General features: G+C 41.0%; 12 protein-coding genes. 2 read left to right on the top strand and 10 right to left on the bottom strand.

What is annotated here, in order from left to right; translation table 11 throughout:
• Positions 1-281 precede the first annotated feature (281 nt).
• Complete coding sequence (locus KQI66_RS00420; protein WP_216426739.1) at positions 282-746, bottom strand: hypothetical protein; 465 nt, start codon at positions 744-746, stop codon at positions 282-284.
• 426 nt (positions 747-1,172) lie between these two features.
• On the opposite strand from KQI66_RS00420, the gene KQI66_RS00415 reads away from it, so the two are divergent.
• Positions 1,173-1,601, top strand: a complete 429-nt coding sequence (locus KQI66_RS00415; RefSeq protein WP_216426738.1) for an RrF2 family transcriptional regulator — start codon at positions 1,173-1,175, stop codon at positions 1,599-1,601.
• 74 nt (positions 1,602-1,675) lie between these two features.
• The gene (locus KQI66_RS00410) at positions 1,676-2,152 is read left to right on the top strand and encodes a pyridoxamine 5'-phosphate oxidase family protein (RefSeq protein WP_216426737.1); all 477 of its coding nucleotides are present in this window, start codon (positions 1,676-1,678) and stop codon (positions 2,150-2,152) included.
• Between the two features lie 76 nt (positions 2,153-2,228).
• Here the strand turns inward: KQI66_RS00410 and KQI66_RS00405 are convergent, their stop codons facing one another.
• The 9 genes from KQI66_RS00405 to purC form a co-directional block, all read right to left on the bottom strand.
• Positions 2,229-6,983 (bottom strand): stalk domain-containing protein, encoded by a 4,755-nt coding sequence (locus KQI66_RS00405; RefSeq protein ID WP_216426736.1) that lies wholly within the window; start codon positions 6,981-6,983, stop codon positions 2,229-2,231.
• A 525-nt stretch (positions 6,984-7,508) separates the two neighbouring features.
• A complete protein-coding gene (locus KQI66_RS00400) occupies positions 7,509-11,198 on the bottom strand; it encodes a phosphoribosylformylglycinamidine synthase (RefSeq protein WP_216426735.1) in 3,690 nt (1,229 codons plus the stop codon).
• 9 nt (positions 11,199-11,207) lie between these two features.
• Positions 11,208-12,470, bottom strand: coding sequence for a phosphoribosylamine--glycine ligase (gene purD / locus KQI66_RS00395; protein WP_216426734.1), 1,263 nt, complete (start codon positions 12,468-12,470; stop codon positions 11,208-11,210).
• Between the two features lie 19 nt (positions 12,471-12,489).
• Positions 12,490-13,671, bottom strand: a complete 1,182-nt coding sequence (locus tag KQI66_RS00390; RefSeq protein WP_216426733.1) for a phosphoribosylaminoimidazolecarboxamide formyltransferase — start codon at positions 13,669-13,671, stop codon at positions 12,490-12,492.
• A gap of 55 nt (positions 13,672-13,726) precedes the next feature.
• Positions 13,727-14,446, bottom strand: a complete 720-nt coding sequence (locus KQI66_RS00385; RefSeq protein WP_216426732.1) for an IMP cyclohydrolase — start codon at positions 14,444-14,446, stop codon at positions 13,727-13,729.
• A complete protein-coding gene (purN, locus tag KQI66_RS00380) occupies positions 14,433-15,059 on the bottom strand; it encodes a phosphoribosylglycinamide formyltransferase (RefSeq protein WP_216426731.1) in 627 nt (208 codons plus the stop codon). Before purN ends, KQI66_RS00385 begins: the two co-directional genes overlap by 14 nt.
• Positions 15,060-15,069: 10 nt before the next feature.
• Positions 15,070-16,107 carry a phosphoribosylformylglycinamidine cyclo-ligase gene (gene purM / locus KQI66_RS00375; protein ID WP_305832431.1) on the bottom strand — a complete coding sequence of 346 codons (1,038 nt, stop codon included), beginning with the start codon at positions 16,105-16,107 and terminating at the stop codon, positions 15,070-15,072.
• Positions 16,107-17,546, bottom strand: a complete 1,440-nt coding sequence (gene purF, locus KQI66_RS00370) for an amidophosphoribosyltransferase (RefSeq protein WP_216426730.1) — start codon at positions 17,544-17,546, stop codon at positions 16,107-16,109. The genes purM and purF overlap by 1 nt, the downstream gene beginning before the upstream one ends.
• A 4-nt stretch (positions 17,547-17,550) precedes the next feature.
• A complete protein-coding gene (gene purC, locus KQI66_RS00365) occupies positions 17,551-18,261 on the bottom strand; it encodes a phosphoribosylaminoimidazolesuccinocarboxamide synthase (protein ID WP_216426729.1) in 711 nt (236 codons plus the stop codon).
• Positions 18,262-18,291: the final 30 nt, after the last annotated feature.

Genomic DNA, 18,291 nt, shown 5'->3' with positions numbered 1-18,291 from the left:
ATTCCTCCTGTTATGTATTATTAACTTTGAATACCGTTGCTTCGGTATCCGGAAGATAAGTCGTTATTAGGTATAACTAACTTACATGAGTTAGTATATACTAACATATATATCATGTCAACCTACTTTCATATACATTGACCAATGCGGTCATAAAAAGCGAAAACGAATATTTTTTCAATCACTGAATATATGATAACTATACAAAAATTTGCTTAACACATTAAAAACCTCTGCAACAAATTAAAGCAAATTTTATCACAGAGGTTACTGTCAATTATTTAGTTTTCAGCCATCGGTGCAAATTCTGCCAGCACAACCGAGCCATCATTTCCGCTTATATCAACCGAATAATACTTTGTTGTATTATCGCCGTATGTATAAGCTATTCCATTGTTTGGTATATCGCCCAGCATTTCCATTCCGACTGTTACTGCTTCGCCGTCTTTCAGTGCGCCGTAGTTTTCGGCATCTTTTGTTTTGAAAAACATCGTTCCGCTGTCGTCGGCATTATCAAATGTCAATTCGAGCGTTTTAAAATCCACTATATCTCCGTCGGCAGTAAATACTATCGCCGACTGCTCAGCAGGATCCTCCCATTCGGCTTTTATAACCGGCTCTGTTTCGGACCGCTCCTGTGTTTCGGCTTTGGATTCGGCGTTCTGCTGTCCTCCGCAGCCGGAAAGGGCAAATGCCATAACTGCTGCGGTAAATATAATGTTTGATAAATTCTTTGAATAACTCATGGCTTTCACATCCCTTTTATTTAATTTTCTCGTATTTTAGCACAAAATAATATGAATGTCACCCATAAGCATGAAATTTTTATAAATTTATTTCATGTATATTTCATTCAATATATTGAGGAGTATAAGAAATTTCTATCAAATCATTGAACTCGGCAAAAACATCATTATAATTTTTCGGAAAATCATTATTCCCATAAGCCTTAATTTCTGTTCCGTCCGTAAAAAATAACTACTCTTTGTCAAGCGTAGAGTAAACTCATTTTCGAAACCTGGTACAATAGTATACGTATAACGCTATTCCGTAATTTACATTTTAGATTATTTATTTTACATAATTTTAATATCGGAGTAATATCTATGTTTTTTATATTGAAAAAAATATAAACATTGTAGTATAATAGGTTATAGTGGAGGTGTATTGAAATGATGGTATCAACTAAAGGACGTTATGCTTTAAGGGTTATGATAGACCTTGCAGAGCACAACACCAGAGATTATATACCGCTTGCGGATATTGCAAAGCGTCAGGAAATATCAGAAAAATATCTTGAAAGCATAGTCGGAGTTTTAAGCAAAAAAGGACTTGTTGAATCCTTGAGAGGAAAAGGCGGCGGTTACAGACTTAACCGTTCACCGGAAGAATATACGGTTGCGTCAATCCTGAAAGTAACAGAAGGTTCTCTTGCTCCTGTTGCCTGTCTTGAAAACGAAGTAAATACCTGTCCCAGAGCAGCGGAATGCCGAACAATAGACATGTGGACAAAGCTATATAAGCTTATTGACGACTTTTTTGAAGGTGTAACAATAGCTGACCTTATAAGACCGGACGACGGCGGAAATTATGTAATTTAATATTAGTATTTCACCCGAATTTTTAATTTTCGGGTGTTTTGTTTTATATTTCTTATTTAAAATGAGGTGAATATATGTTCAGACCTATCAAAAAGAAGAAAAGTGAACTCAGTACCGAAGCAACAAAGGAGCTTCTCCGTAATTCACGCAGAGGCGTTCTTGCCGTAAATGGAGATGACGGTTACCCTTATGCAATTCCTATAAACTACTTTTATGATGAAAAAAATCAAAAGATATATTTTCACGGAACTGCCGTCGGACATAAAGCCGATTCAATAAAAGCATGTGATAAGGTGTGCTTTACAGTTTACAGCAATGAAATTATAAAAGAAGAAGCATGGGCTCCGTTTATGCAGAGTGCTGTTGTTTTCGGAAGATGTCATTTAATTGAAAATCAAGATGTTATATTTACACTGCTTAAACAGCTTTCTATGAAATACTATCCGGATGAAAGCATATTTAATGATGAAATGGCTGTTTCCGGAAAAGCCGTGAAAATGTATGAAATAGATATTGAGCACTTAAGCGGAAAAGAAGTTCAGGAAAAATAAAATATGTATAAATGAAGAGGTATGACAAAAGCCATACCTCTTATTATTTTGCTATTATTTTGCTATTATTTTGCTATTATTTACCGGGTGTAATATATATCTGCTGTAATTCCTGATTCCATTCAACCTCTGCTCCAAGATTTTCCGCAATAAATCTGAGAGGCAGATATGTTCTGCTGTTTTCGATAAATGCAGGAGAATCAAGAAGAACTTCCATACCGTTTACAAATGCAATATTTGAACCGATAGTAATTTCGATTACCGTATTTTCTTTTGTTATAGTAACCTTCTGTGCCGCTTCATTCCATTCAACACTTGCTCCGAGTGCTTCGGCAACAAATCTTGCGGGAAGCATTGTTCTGTCGTTTCTGATAACTGGAGCAACATCATTTACAACCTGTTTTCCGAATACATCAGCAACCACGCTGTTTATTGTAAGAACAATTACATCAGTCTTTGTTGTGTCATCAGCTGTGTTTTCCTTTTCAAACTCTGCTGTAACAACCGCAGGAGTAAGTGTGGGAACCTTATATGAATATGTTCCGTCACCGTTGTCTGTTACGTCAACCTTCTTGCCTTTTGCGTCAACAACCTTGATTTCGCTTAAAACATATCCTTCATCAGCCTTAGGTGTTGCTGTTACCGTACTTCCGGAATATGCAGTTTTACTGCTGATTGCAACTGTTCCGTTTTCGATTTCACCAAGCTTTGATGTTATTTCTCTTGTGCTTGATGAACCGCTTGAGCTTGATGTTTTCTTTATGAATTTAGCCGATACAACATCACTGCTGTTCATGCCTTCTTTAACTGCAATAGCCTTAACTGTGCATGATTTTGTTATTGTGAATTCACCTGTGTAAACATCGCTGTTGCCATTGGGTGTTGAACCGTCTGTTGTGTAGTAAATAAGCGAATCTTTTGTATCACATGAAATGCTTACCTTCTTTGAGCCTCTGAAACTGCCGCCGTCCGGTTTGATTACGGGAGCCGCAACTGTTTCAATTTCCGCTGATGTCTTTACTACGCCTTCAACTGTTATTGTCTTGTTTTCCGCAATATTGCTGATTACATAATAAGCTCCGTCGGGCTCAACAATCTCACCGTTTACCTTAACAGCGAAGTTTTCGCCCTTTTCATATCCAGCTGAGATTATTACATCAAATGTGTATGAACCGTTTTCTTTGATTCCTTCAGTGGGATCATTTCCTGGTGAAAGTATTGTATAGCCTTCTCCGTTTTTAAATTCAACCTTATATGTTGGTACAGATACTTCTACAATGCCTTCAACTGTTACAGTCTGGTCTTCGGTTATATTTGTGATTGTATATTTATTATCTGTAAGCTCAACCGCAACATTGTTTACCTTAACAGCAAAGTCATCGGATTTTGCATATCCGTCTGCGATTTTGAGTTCAAAGCTGAAGCTTCCTTTATCATCTACAATAAGAGATGAACCGTTTATTGCTGTAAGATCATAGCCTACACCATTAACAAGCGTAATGTCGTGAGTTATCTTTTTCTCACCTACCGGATAAAGTGATAAATCAGGCTGGCTTGTGCCTCTCCAATATGTATCGGAAGGCTTTTCTGTTTCGCTATTTACGATTTTACCGTCAATTCGATTTGTATTTGTGCTGTCTGAAATCGTTATTGTATCTGTTGCGGCAGAACCGCCATCTGAATCCTGCTTAGGATACATAGCACAACCACCTTCAAGATAAGCCTCATTTGTGCTGATTGTTCCTGTTCCTGCCACTGCATTTCCGCCGTTATCAAATGTACCGTCAGCACCTCTTGCGATAAGCTTTCCATTGCCTGTTATAGTACCTTTATCCATCTTGATTGCTGTACCGCCGACTGATGTTGTTGCGTCCATACCGCCGCCGAATACACCAAGAATCGAACCGTCCTCAAGTGTTAATGTTCCGTTTACAAGAAGACCTGTCTGTCCGGAATAGCTCTTGCCTGTTGTGGTATCTGTACCTGTGGGAGCATTATCGCCGCGGATATATACATTACCCTTAAGCTTAACATTTCCGTTTACGACAACAACTGGCTCTGTATTCTTTCTTGCTTCACTTCCGTTGGCAATATTATTTGTGTTTGAATAGATAAGTGCATTTTCGATTGTTGCACCGTCCTGTAAAATTAACTGACCGTTGATTGATGCACCGTTAAGGAATTCTCCTCCGCCGTAATCATTGTAGTTCATTGAGAATGTACCGCCGTCAAGAACTTCAATAATTCCTTCTGCTGTTGAGTCACGAAGAATAAGCTTTCCGCCGTTTTTAACCACAATTTTAACACTGCTGAGAATATCCATGTTTACGAGTGTAAGATTACATCCGTTAGGAATGACAAGTGTCTGTGTTGTTGCATCGCCGAAAGGAACAGCATAGCCAAGCTCGCCGTATGTTCCGCTTGTATGTGAGCCATACCAAGCCTTAACGTCCTTAGGTACTATTACTGTGCTATCATCTCTGTCGAAATTGATGATTTTCCAAGGCTCCATATCATACATATATTTGCCGTCAGCTGTCTTAGTGCAGTTGTCAAGCACAAGTTGATCCTCAAGATATTCATTTCCTGTATAAACCTTGAATGTAAGTGTGTTGCTTGTTGCTGTACGTCCCTGGTCATCTGTAATTGTTACCGATATTTCGTATGTACCTGCATTTGAAGGTGTTCCGGCAAGAGTTACCGAACCGTCATGTACAGAATATACGCCTACCATACCGCATGAGCTGTCTAAGTTTACTTTAGACTGTTTTGAATTGATTGTTATTCCACTTTCGCTTAAAAGCTTCCAATCGCTTTCAATGGGTAACTGTCCTTTCGGAAGAATAGCAGCCTCAACTGATGCGTTGCTGTTTTTGTTCTGTGTTACATTTGTTGATGCACTTGATATTGCATCATAACCCTTCTGGTTTACAAGAGCCGATTCAAAGCTTCCTACAAGACGAACATGAAGCTCATAGTTATCTCCGGGATTTTCGCTTCCGTCAACGGGTTCAACAGTGAGCTTTCCGAAAGCAATGCTAACTTTAAGCTTAACTGTGCTGTAATCGGGATTTGTTATTTCAATAACATCTCCTGATTTTAATACGCCTGTGTTTGCAAAATAGATTTTATCTGTATCATTTTCAAGATAATACTGATTTCCGTTAAGTGCCATCTGGAAAGTCTGTCTTGTGAATGCTGTTCCGTTTACACTGATTTCTGTTACGCCTTTTACATAGCCGTTAGTTGTTGTTCCGATAATAATATATGAGTATCCTGAATTGTCATCAACACTGAATTCAGGTGTAACTTTTCCGTAATCGGGATCTTTTTCACTACAAACTGTGCATACGCCGTCTACATAATTATGAGGTCCAAAATCGCCGTATTCTTGACTGCAGATATTGCAGACTGCCTTTTTGAGGCAAGTAGCTGTACCACCTGTGTGTTCATGCTCTTCCGGCTTTGTTGATGAATCTTTAACTGTTGCTGTGTGAGCATTCTTGTCAAGCTCAAGAACTAAGTCCTTGTAGCCGTCTGCTGTAATGACGCATTCAGCTTTGCCTGTGTCACCGATTCCGGCTTCACCGATTGTTATATATTCACCGCTACGGATATAATATGCAAGATTACCGCTTACGCCAAATGAATAAGATGCTTTTGTATATGTTTTACCGTCAACTGTAACACCGTTTATAGCTGCTAAATAATCCGCACCGTCAACGAATTTAATAACAAAGTCATAGCCGAAATCTGATTCGCAGCTGCTGATTTCCGGTGCTGTTTGCTTTGCAGCATTGGGATCTTTTGCACCACAAACTGTGCATACGCCGTTTTTATAATCATGATCGCCGTAATCACCGTATTCTTGACCGCAGATATTGCAGACTGCCTTTTTGAGGCAAGTAGCTGTACCACCTGTGTGTTCATGCTCTTCCGGCTCTGTTGATGAATCTTTAACTGTTGCTGTGTAAGCATTCTTGTCAAGCTCAAGAACTAAATCTTTGTAGCCATCTGCTGTAATGATACATTCAGCTTTGCCTTCATTATCAAATGTGCCGCCTTCGCCGATAAGAAGATAGCTTGAATCAGCATAATAACAAGTATTTCCATATACGCCATATGAAGAATCCTTTACAGTATAAGCATCACCGTTTACTGTAACACCTGTTATTGCTTTTAAATAATCATCTGAGCCATCACCAAAAGTCATTTTAAAGTCCCAGCCAAAATTAGCTCTGCAATCTGCTAATACGGGTGGTGTGAGCTTTTTACTTGAATCTTTTTCACCGCAAACTGTGCATACGCCGTTTTTATAATTGTGATCGCCGTATTCACCGTATTCTTCACTGCAGATGTCGCAAACTGCCTTTTTAAGGCAAGTAGCTGTACCGCCTGTGTGTTCATGCTCCTCCGGCTCTGTTGATGAATCTTTAACTGTTGCTGTGTGTTTTGTTTTGTCAAGCTCAAGAACTAAATCTTTGTACCCATCAGCTGTAATAGTACATTCTGCCTTGCCTGTATCGCCGATGCCGCCCTCGCCGATTAAAACGTAGTTATCACGTGCATAGTATTTTGTTGCTCCGGAAATCAAAAACGAAACTGACGTAAGCTCATAATCATCTCCGCCAACACTTATACCGGTTATTGCTTTAATATAGCTTTCATAACCTGTTCCAAACTTAATATCGAAATCGCCGTTACTGTACGGTCCACATTCCGTAATTTCCGGCGGTTCTGCATCTGCCGCAAAGACAAATGCTACATTTGTCGATACAACCATAATTATTGCCATAATGATTGAACCGACTCTTTTTAATACATTTTTCAAACTAAACCCTCCTCATAATTTTGTATATTCCAACCAATTATTAGCTAAAACTAACTTTAAATTTATAAAAAATAGTTAGTTTTTACTAACCCTATTTGGAACGAAATAATATGTGACCGTTCATTGGCTTTATTCTCCGCACAAATTTCACAAAATTCGGGATAAATTCGGCGTAGTAATCGAATTATATGCGAAATCGACACAAATATGCCAATCGGACATTTAAAAATTTCTCCCTTAAAATTAAAGAATACGGCTATATTCAGCCTGCGGCGTACTGCTGAAATAACTGTCTTAAGGAATTTAATTTTTAAATTCGGTCATTCCTTTTACTCAAATTTTATACCATATCAAGGCAAATTCAGCAAGCGGTTAATTGACAAAATAATTCAAAAAATTCAGTATCGGCTTAAATTTATTTCATGTATTTAATATTGTATTATAAATAACATTACAATCATAAAAATTTGCAAAACAAAAAACAGACACAGCTTATTTAAGCCATGTCTGTAATTTATGTTGTTATTATTTATAATATTCAACAGCGGATTTAAACATCTTAATATCGTAATTTCCGTCAACATTCTTATAAAGACCGTTATTCCATCTTTCAGAATGTCCCATTTTTCCGATTACCCTTCCGTCCGGCGATGTGATACCTTCTATTGCCATTGCGGAGTTGTTCGGATTGAAATGTATATCGTCTGTCGGATTTCCGCTTAAGTCAACATACTGTGTTGCAATCTGTCCGTTTTCGGCAAGCTGTTTTATTACCTCATCAGAAGCAAGGAAACGTCCTTCGCCATGTGAAATAGGCACAGTGTAGATATCGTTTACGCTTGTATTCATAAGCCAAGGTGACTTGTTGGACGCAATTCTTGTTCTTACAAGCTTGGACTGATGTCTGCCGATTGTGTTAAAAGTAAGTGTCGGGCAGCTTTCGTCTGTGTCGATTATCTTTCCGAAAGGAACAAGGCCGAGCTTGATAAGTGCCTGGAAACCGTTGCAGATGCCGCACATAAGACCGTCACGATCTTCAAGAAGTCTTGTTACTGAGTTCTTGACAGCCTCGTTTCTGAAGAATGCTGTTATAAACTTGCCTGAACCGTCGGGCTCGTCACCACCGGAGAAACCGCCGGGAATGAATATAATCTGTGACTTATCGGCTTTTGCCGCAAAATTCTTGACCGACTCGGCAACAGTATGGGCCGAAAGGTTGTTTATTATGAATATTTCCGCCTCTGCTCCGGCAGCCTCAACAGCCTTTGCGGAATCATATTCGCAGTTTGTTCCCGGAAATACCGGTATAAGCACCTTAGGCTTAGCAAGCTTAATTGCCGGTTTTGGATATGTTTTTGCCGTATATTCAAACTTAGGTATATCCTTGTTTTCGGAAGGAATGTTACAGCTGTATACACTCTCAAGCTTGTTTTCATATATATCTGAAAGTTCTTCCATTGTTATGCAGTGCTCTTTATATTCGATTGTCTGTTTTTCCGTAACAGTACCGAGCTTTTTGCCGATAGCTGTATCGTCTGCCATTTCAAGAACAAAGCTACCGTAGTTATATTCGAATATACGGTGTTTAGAAAGCTCGTCTTCATATTTAAAGCCAAAGCCATTTCCGATAGCCATTTTATAAACAGCTTCAGCAATACCGCCAAAGCCAATAGCATAAGCAGAACATACCTTGCCTTCTCTCATAAGCTTTGTAACATCAGCGAATACGCTCTTAAGTGATTCCGCATTAGGAAGTCCGTTGTCATCATATTCGGGACGTACAAGCATTACGCTGTGTCCGGCTTTTTTGAATTCCGGAGAAACAATGTCGCCGAGCTCTGCCGTTGTTACGGCAAAAGAAATAAGTGTAGGCGGAACATGAATATGTTCAAATGTGCCGCTCATGGAGTCCTTACCACCGATAGCCGCAATTCCGAGATCCTTTTGTGCCTTATATGCACCGAGAAGCGATGAAAGCGGTTTGCCCCAGCGCTCGGGATCATTGCCGAGCTTCTGGAAATATTCCTGGAAGCTTAAATATACATCTTTAAATTCCGCACCGGAGGCAACAAGCTTTGCCGCAGACTCAACAACGGCAATATATGCTCCGTGATAAGGACTTCTGTCTGAAATAAACGGATTAAAGCCCCAGCTCATAAGTGAACAGGTTGTTGTGTCGCCATGCTCAACAGGAACCTTCTGAACCATAGCTTGTACAGGTGTAAGCTGATATTTTCCGCCGAAAGGCATCATAACACCACCTGCACCGATTGTTGAATCGAATCTCTCGGAAAGTCCACGCTTTGAGCAGACATTGAGATTTCCGGCAACATTTTTATATAATTCGGTAAATGAACCTGTTGTGTCCTTTTCCCAGTCTGCACCGACTGTATTTACAGCGGTAATATGCTTTTCTGCACCGTTGGAATCAAGAAATTCTCTTGAAATATCAACTATGTTTTTGCCGTTCCATTTAAGAATAAGGTGAGGATACTCCTTAACCTCCGCAACAACAGATGCCTCAAGGTTTTCGCCTTCGGCAAGCTTCATGAACTTTTCGACATCTTCTTTAGCTACAACAACAGCCATTCTTTCCTGTGATTCGCTTATTGCAAGCTCTGTTCCGTCAAGACCGTCATATTTTTTGAGAACAGCATTAAGGTTTATTTCAAGACCGTCCGCAAGCTCGCCGATTGCAACCGACACACCGCCGGCACCAAAGTCGTTACAGCGTTTGATAAGCTGTGCGGCTTCGGGATTTCTGAAAAGTCGCTGAAGCTTTCTTTCTTCGGGTGCATTACCCTTCTGAACCTCAGCTCCACAGTTTTCAAGCGATTTAAGGTTATGACTCTTTGATGAGCCTGTTGCACCGCCACAGCCGTCACGGCCTGTTCTTCCGCCGAGAAGAATAACAATATCGCTGTCAACAGGTCTTTCTCTACGAACATTCTTTTCGGGTGCGGCTGCAATAACAGCACCAACCTCCATACGCTTTGCAACATAGCCTTCATGATATATTTCATCTACAATGCCTGTTGCAAGACCGATCTGGTTTCCATATGAGGAATATCCATTTGCCGCAGTTGTCACTATTTTACGCTGAGGAAGCTTTCCTTCTATTGTTTCGCTTACGGGCTTAAGAGGATTTCCCGCACCTGTAAGTCGCATTGCTCCATATACATATGAACGTCCCGAAAGCGGATCTCGTATAGCACCGCCGATACAGGTTGCCGCACCACCAAAGGGCTCTATTTCCGTAGGGTGGTTATGGGTTTCGTTCTTGAACATAAGCAGCCATTTTTCTTTTTCGCCGTTTACGTTTACGTCCATTTTAATTGAGCAGGCATTGATTTCCTCTGATTTATCAAGCTTATCGAGAAGTCCCTGTGCAGAAAGCACCTTAACGGCAAGTGTACCGATATTCATAAGAGTAACAGGCTTTGTAATGCCGAGTGCCTTTCTGTCGGCAATATACTCCTCGTATGTTTTCTGAACAAGGCTGTCCTCAAACTTAACATCATCAATAATTGTGAGGAATGTTGTGTGCCGGCAATGATCCGACCAGTATGTATCAATTACCTTTATTTCGGTAATGGTAGGATTTCTTTTTTCGTTTCTGAAATATTCCTGTACAAAGGCAATGTCGTCAATATCCATTGCAAGACCTTTTTCGGCAATAAAGTCCTCAAGACCTTTTCTGTCGAGGTCGTTAAATCCGTCAAGAACGGCAACCTCTGTCGGAATATCGTATTCAACCTTAAGTGTTTCGGGCTTTTCGAGCACTGCCTCTCTTGCCTCAACCGGGTTGATAACATATTTTTTAATCTTTTCAATATCCTCTGCGGAAAGATTTCCGTAAAGTGCATAGACCTTCATTGTTCTGATAAGAGGTCTGTCCTGCTGTGAAATAAGCTGGATACACTGTGCGGCAGAATCGGCTCTCTGGTCAAACTGTCCCGGAAGATATTCAACCGCAAATACAACTGCATTTCCGAAATCAACGCTTTCCGTTGCAATATCAAGCTGTGGCTCTGAAAATACTGTTTTCTTGCAGTAATTAAAAAGCTCTTCATCTATATTTTCGGCATCATAGCAGTTCACAAGTCTTACATCAGTAATACCGTCAATGCCGAGAAATGTTTTTATATCATTAAAAAGTGACTTTGCCTCATTGGCAAGCTCTTTTTTCTTTTCAACATAAACTCTGTATACCATAGGTGTTCCTCACTTTCTCATAAGAGCACGTCTGCCTATGTCCTTACGGCAGAAGCCGTTATCAAATTTTACCTTAGCTGTGAGTGCGTATGCCTTGTCAACTGCCTCCTTAAGTGTAGGAGCTGTTGCTGTAACGCCAAGCACACGGCCTCCTGCGGAAAGAAGCTTATCTCCGTCCTTCTTTGCTCCGGCAACATAAATAATGCCGTCGTCTGTTTCGGGAAGAACTATTTCAAAGCCGCTTTCGTATTTAACGGGATAGCCCTTTGATGCAAGAATTACACAGCATGCCGAATCATTGCTGAATTTAACCTCTGTATCTGCAAGAGTTCCATTTGTAACCGCTTGCATAACAGTAAGAAGGTCGCTTTCGAGCAAAGGAAGAACAACCTGTGTTTCGGGATCGCCGAAACGGCAGTTATATTCGATTACCTTAGGGCCTTTTTCCGTAATCATAAGTCCGAAATAAAGACAGCCTCTGAACTCTCTGCCTTCTGCCTTCATTGCATTGATTGTAGGAAGGAATATTTTTTCCATACATTCCTTTGCAACATCGGCTGTGTAATAGGGATTGGGTGCAACAGTACCCATTCCGCCTGTGTTAAGTCCTTCGTCATTATCGAGTGCTCTCTTGTGGTCCATTGACGAAACCATAGGCTTAACGACATTTCCGTCTGTAAATGAAAGAACGGAAACCTCCGGACCTGTAAGGAATTCCTCAACAACTATTCTTGAGCCGCTTTCGCCGAAAACCTTGTCCTCCATCATAGAGTGAACAGCGTCAACAGCCTCCTGCTTTGTCTGTGCGATTATAACGCCCTTGCCCAGTGCAAGACCGTCGGCCTTTATAACTGTCGGATAATCACAGCCTTCAAGATATTTGAGAGCATCTTCCTTGTTGTCAAAAACCTCGTATGCCGCTGTCGGAATACCGTATTTCTTCATAAGATTTTTTGAGAAAATCTTGCTTCCTTCGATTATAGCAGCGTTTGCCTTAGGGCCGAAACAGGGAATACCTGCCGCCTCAAGCAAATCAACCGCACCGAGTACAAGCGGATCATCGGGAGCAACAACAGCATAGTCGATTTTGTTTTCAACCGCAAATTCCGTAATTGCTTTAATATCCTTTGCACCTATATTGACACACTCTGCGTCAGCGGCAATTCCACCGTTTCCGGGAAGAGCGTAAATTTTTTCAACTGTTTTGTTTTCCTTAAGCTTTTTGATTATGGCGTGCTCACGTCCGCCGCCGCCAACTACCATTATTTTCACGGTCATAACCTCCTGTTAATTAATGGTGGAACAATCTCATGCCTGTAAATGCCATAGCAATATTATATTTGTTACAGCAGTCAATTACAATATCATCTCTTACCGAACCGCCCGGCTCTGCAATGTAATCAACGCCGCTCTTTCTTGCTCTTTCGATATTATCACTGAATGGGAAGAATGCGTCTGATGCAAGGGCAACTCCGTGAAGTGATGCAAGATAAGCTTTTTTCTCTGCAAGAGTGAGCTTTTCGGGCTTAACTGTAAAGAAGTCCTCCCAGTTTTCGAGAAGCTCGTCGTTATCCTCTTCTGAAATGTACTGGTCGATTGCGTTATCTCTGTCCGGTCTGCCTACACTGTCCTTGAAAGGAAGATTAAGAACCTTGTCGCACTGTCTTAAATGCCAGATATCTGCCTTGTTTCCGGCAAGTCTTGTACAATGGATTCTTGACTGCTGGCCTGCGCCTACACCGATTGCCTGTCCGTCCTCGGCATAGCATACTGAATTTGACTGTGTATACTTAAGGGTTATGAGTGCAATAATAAGGTCACGCTTTGCCTCTTCCGTAAGAGTTTTGTTTTCTGTAACAATATTATTAAGAAGATCTGCATCAATTTTAAAGTTGTTTCTTCTCTGAGCAAATGTAATTCCGAATACCTGCTTAAGCTCTGTTTCTTCGGGAACATAATTTTCATCAATCTTGATTATGTTATACGAACCTTTTCTTTTGCTCTTAAGTATTTCAAGAGCCTCATCTGTATAACCGGGAGCAATAATACCGTCAGAAACCTCTCTCTTGATAATCATTGCAGTTGTTTTGTCACAGACATCGCTTAATGCGATGAAATCGCCGAAAGAGCTCATTCTGTCTGTTCCTCTTGCTCTTGCATAAGCACAGGCAAGCGGTGACTCGTCAAGACCTTCTATATCGTCAACAAAGCAGGCTTTTTTGAGCTTATCGGAAAGCTTGATTCCGACAGCGGCTGATGTAGGGCTTACGTGCTTAAATGACGCAGCCGCAGGCATATTAAGAGCCGCTTTAATTTCCTTGACAAGCTGCCAGCTGTTGAAGGCATCAAGGAAATTTATGTAACCCGGTCTTCCGTTAAGAATTTCGATAGGAAGGTCTGAACCGTCCTTCATATATATTTTTGCAGGCTTCTGGTTGGGATTACAGCCGTACTTAAGTTCAAATTCTTTCATTTAGTCTTTACTCCCTTCTAAGGTCTTTTCTCTCTTCGGTATATCACATCATAAATCAGGCATTTTTATTAAACATTCTGTTTTCAACTGTTCCGTCAGCAATATTTATATAACGTACATAAAGAGAAATTTTGTTGCTTTCATTGAGATTTGTCCAGATTTTATCCGCAAAAGCGTCAATGTCGTTTTCAATGGCAACTCTTTCGGGCTCACCTGTGAATGTAGGCAGAGGATTGCCGTCACATACATATGTATGGATAAAATGTCCGAGTCCGTTTACAGCCTCATAATCATAGAAATAACGTCCGCAGGCACTTCCGTCCTTATCAAGCGACTTAAGTATGCTCATTGAATAATCAAAATCATTGTCCTTAAAATTCATAATTCCGCTTATTCTCGGTGTATAATTGGGTTTATCCGGCTCAAACTCTCTTGTCTTGAGTGCCTCTCTGAAGCATTCGCCTTTCTTTATAAAGTCATAAATTGTGTCTGTCTGGTCGCCGTTTGTAACAATAAGCTTATTTTCGATTTTCTTGATCGGTGAATATATTATAAGGCTCGGATCTTCAACCTTTGATTCGTCAAAGGGATAGATTGTTACATTTTCGCCTTCTTCTTTAAAAATACGGTTACGACTGTTTTCGCTTCTGCCCATTATGAAATAAGCAGTAACAGCATTTTTGCCGTCGGGAGTTTTTCCGATTACGATACCTCTTCCGGCATAAGCATTGTTCTTTAAAAGCTCACCAATATCATCTATTTTATAAACGTCCATAGTTATCTCCTTTTTCAACTATTTCACTTGCAACCTTTTCACATGCTTTGGGAAGAATAATCCATTCTGCCTCTTCCATAACACGCTTCTGAAGAACCTCCGGTGTATCTCCGTCCAGAACAGCCACAGGCTTCTGGAAAATAATTTCTCCGCCGTCGGGTATTTCGTTTACAAAATGTACCGTTGCTCCGGTAACCTTAACTCCGTAGGCAAGCGCCTTTTCGTGAACATGAAGTCCGTAACAGCCCTTTCCGCAGAACGAAGGAATAAGCGACGGATGAATGTTTATTATTCTCTTCGGCCATTTTGAAGTAAAGTCGGCAGAAAGTATGCACATAAAGCCGGCAAGAACAATCATTTCAATGCCGTTTTCCTCAAGTATCCGCTGTAACCTTTCTTCAAACGCCTGCTGTGAGCCAAGCTCTTTTTTTACAACTACCGCTGTTTTTATTCCGTTGTCTTTAGCCCTTGTCAGTGCATAGGCATCTGCCTTGTCGGAAACAACGAGAACAATCTCTCCATGGGCAAGCGCACCGATTTTTTCCGAATCGATAAGTGCCTGAAGATTTGTGCCGCCACCGGAAACAAATACCGCAATTTTAGTCTTTTTCATGCCGACCTCCTCAGGCAATAATAACGCCTTCGTCAGACTTAACTATTTTTCCGATAACATAAGCGTCCTCACCGTCAGCCTTAAGTGATGCAAGTGCTGTTTCGGCATCTTCGCTGTTTACGACAATGCTCATGCCGACGCCCATATTGAATGTATTGAACATATCTCTTTCAGGAATATTGCCTGTCTTTGCGATAAGGTCGAATATAGGTAATATCTTGAGTGCCGATTTATCAATCTGTGCAGAATATCCCTTAGGAATACTTCTGGGAATGTTTTCGTAAAAGCCGCCGCCTGTTATATGGGAAACCGCCTTTATAGTTACCTTTTCGCTGAGATTGAGAACAGGCTTAACATATATCTTTGTAGGCTCAAGAAGTGCCTCACCGAGTGATTTTCCGCCAAGCTCTGCAACAGGCTTTTTAATATCGCTGTTTTCAATATCAAATACCTTTCTTACGAGAGAAAAGCCGTTTGAATGAACTCCGCTTGATGCAAGGCCGATTATAACGTCGCCTTCTTTAATCTGTGTATTGTCAAATACTTTTTTTCTGTCAACAACGCCTACCGAAAATCCGGCAAGGTCATATTCGTCAATTCCGTAAAAACCTGGCATTTCCGCTGTTTCTCCGCCGATAAGAGCCGCTCCGGACTGAACACAGCCTTCCGCAACGCCCTTAACGATTTCCGCAATCTTTTCCGGTACGTTTTTGCCGCACGCAATATAGTCAAGGAAGAAAAGAGGCTTTGCACCGCAGCAGATAATGTCGTTTACGCACATGGCAACGCAGTCGATACCGATTGTGTCGTGCTTATCCATGATAAAAGCAAGCTTAAGCTTTGTGCCCACTCCGTCTGTACCGCTTACAAGAACAGGTCTTTCCATTCCTGTAATGTCAAGCTCAAAAAGTCCACCGAAGCCGCCGATGTCCGATAATGCTCCGGCTGTCATTGTTTTTGCAATATGCTGTTTCATAAGTTCAACTGCTTTATATCCGGCAGTAATATCTACACCTGCCGCTTTATAGCTTTCGCTCATACTTTTCATTACTTCGCCTTCTTTCCTTCCGATATTTTCTGTTCAAATCTGCTCTTTGATGCTGTCTGAGGTATCTCTGTCGGATAATTTCCGTCAAAGCAGGCTGCACAATATCCGCCGCAATGGCTTCCGCCTGCAAGGAGATTTACATATTCCGTATTGAGATAGCCGAGAGAATCAACGCCGATTATTTCCGCAATCTCCTCGACCGTATGATGACAGGCGATGAGATTTTCTCTTGAATCAATGTCTGTTCCGTAATAGCAGGGATTTGTGAACGGAGGTGCGGATACACGCATATGTACCTCTGTTGCTCCTGCGTTTCTTACAAGCTGGACAATACGCTTGCTTGTTGTTCCTCTAACGATTGAATCGTCGATAAGAACGACACGTTTGCCCTTTATTGTTTCGGCAATGGGATTAAGCTTAATCTTAACCTTGTTTTCTCTGGATTTCTGTCCTGCCGAAATGAAGGTTCTTCCGATATATTTGTTTTTGATAAAGCCTACTCCGTAAGGAATGCCGGACTGTCTTGAATATCCGATTGCCGCATCAATACCACTGTCGGGAACGCCGATAACAATATCGGCCTGTACGGGGTGCTCAAGCGCAAGGAAAGAGCCTGCACGGAGTCTTGCGTTATGCACCGAATGTCCGTCTATTATTGAGTCCGGACGAGCAAAATAAATATACTCAAATACGCACATCTTAGGATCTTTCTTACCGCAGTGATCCTCTATTGTACGGACACCGTCCTTATCAAACACAACGATTTCACCGGGCTTAAGGTCACGGATAAGTGTTGCACCGACTGCATCAAGCGCACAGCTTTCACTTGCAACGATGTATTTTCCGTCATCTGTCTTGCCATAGCAGAGAGGTCTGAAGCCATATTCATCTCTTGCCGCAATAAGCTTTGAAGGTGACATGATAACAAGTGAATATGCACCCTTTATTTTGTACATTGCGTTATTAACGGCCTCTTCTATAGAAGAGCATTTTATCCGTTCTCTTGTGATTATATATGAAATAACCTCTGTATCGCTTGTTGTATGGAAAATAGAGCCGTTCATCTCAAGCTCCTCACGAAGCTCAAGTGAATTGACAAGATTTCCGTTATGTGCAAGTGCCATACGGCCCTTGATATGGTTTACAACGATAGGCTGTGCATTTGCTCTGTCGTTGTTTCCTGTTGTTCCGTAACGTACATGACCGACAGCCATGTTTCCTTCTCCGAGTGATGCCATAATTTCGGGAGTAAACACATCGTTTACAAGTCCGACATCTTTATGAAAATTAAAAAGTCCGTCATCATTTACAACAATACCGCAGCTTTCCTGACCTCTGTGCTGAAGTGCAAAAAGTCCGTAATATACATCAGCCGCAACATCACAGGTTTCTTCGGCAAATACGCCGAAAACACCGCATTCTTCTCTTAAAGAGCTCATTAAATTATTCCCCCATTAAACGACGCATTACTTCCTGATAAGCTTCCTCTGTACCGCCAAGATCTCTTCTGAAACGGTCTTTGTCAAGCTTTTCGTTTGTATCCTTGTCCCAAAGACGGCATGTATCGGGTGAAATTTCGTCTGCAAGAACGATTGTGCCGTCAGCAAGTCTGCCGAATTCAATCTTGAAGTCAACAAGCTTGATGTTAAGGTGAAGGAAATACTCCTTAAGTGTGTCATTTACTGTGAATGCCATTTTTTTGATTGTTTCGATTTCTTCTCTTGTTGCAAGCTTAAGGGCGATTGCATGGTAAGCATTCATAAGGGGATCGCCAAGCTCGTCGTTTTTATATGAAAATTCGATTGTAGGCTCGTCGAAAACAATTCCCTCTTCAACACCGAAGCGTTTTGCAAATGAGCCTGCTGAAATATTTCTGATAATTACTTCAAGAGGAACTATTGAAACCTTCTTTACAACTGTTTCTCTGTCATTAAGCTCCTCAACGAAATGTGTGGGAACACCTTTTTTCTCAAGTACCTGCATAAGCATATTTGTCATTCTGTTGTTGATTGAACCTTTTCCGACGATAGTACCCTTTTTCTCTCCGTTGAAGGCTGTTGCATCGTCCTTATATGATACGATGTAAAGATTTTCGTCGTCAGTTTTAAATACCTTTTTTGCCTTTCCTTCGTAAAGCTGTTCTCTCTTTTCCATTGTTTTTATCTCCTCATAAATTATTAAGCT

It is taken from the genome of Anaerotignum sp. MSJ-24, assembly GCF_018918145.1.
Lineage (GTDB): Bacteria > Bacillota > Clostridia > Lachnospirales > Anaerotignaceae > Metalachnospira.
The sequence above is the reverse complement of the archived record's forward strand: the minus strand, read 5'-3'. Positions and strand labels throughout refer to the sequence as shown.

Excerpts from the sequence above, each read along its gene's own strand:
- KQI66_RS00415 (WP_216426738.1), top strand. The coding sequence starts at position 1,173 with ATGATGGTATCAACTAAAGGACGTTATGCTTTAAGGGTTATGATAGAC.
- purN (WP_216426731.1), bottom strand. The coding sequence starts at position 15,059 with ATGAAAAAGACTAAAATTGCGGTATTTGTTTCCGGTGGCGGCACAAAT.
- KQI66_RS00420 (WP_216426739.1), bottom strand. The coding sequence starts at position 746 with ATGAGTTATTCAAAGAATTTATCAAACATTATATTTACCGCAGCAGTT.
- KQI66_RS00410 (WP_216426737.1), top strand. The coding sequence starts at position 1,676 with ATGTTCAGACCTATCAAAAAGAAGAAAAGTGAACTCAGTACCGAAGCA.
- purF (WP_216426730.1), bottom strand. The coding sequence starts at position 17,546 with ATGAGCTCTTTAAGAGAAGAATGCGGTGTTTTCGGCGTATTTGCCGAA.
- KQI66_RS00390 (WP_216426733.1), bottom strand. The coding sequence starts at position 13,671 with ATGAAAGAATTTGAACTTAAGTACGGCTGTAATCCCAACCAGAAGCCT.
- purC (WP_216426729.1), bottom strand. The coding sequence starts at position 18,261 with ATGGAAAAGAGAGAACAGCTTTACGAAGGAAAGGCAAAAAAGGTATTT.
- purM (WP_305832431.1), bottom strand. The coding sequence starts at position 16,107 with ATGAAAAGTATGAGCGAAAGCTATAAAGCGGCAGGTGTAGATATTACT.
- KQI66_RS00400 (WP_216426735.1), bottom strand. The coding sequence starts at position 11,198 with ATGGTATACAGAGTTTATGTTGAAAAGAAAAAAGAGCTTGCCAATGAG.
- KQI66_RS00385 (WP_216426732.1), bottom strand. The coding sequence starts at position 14,446 with ATGGACGTTTATAAAATAGATGATATTGGTGAGCTTTTAAAGAACAAT.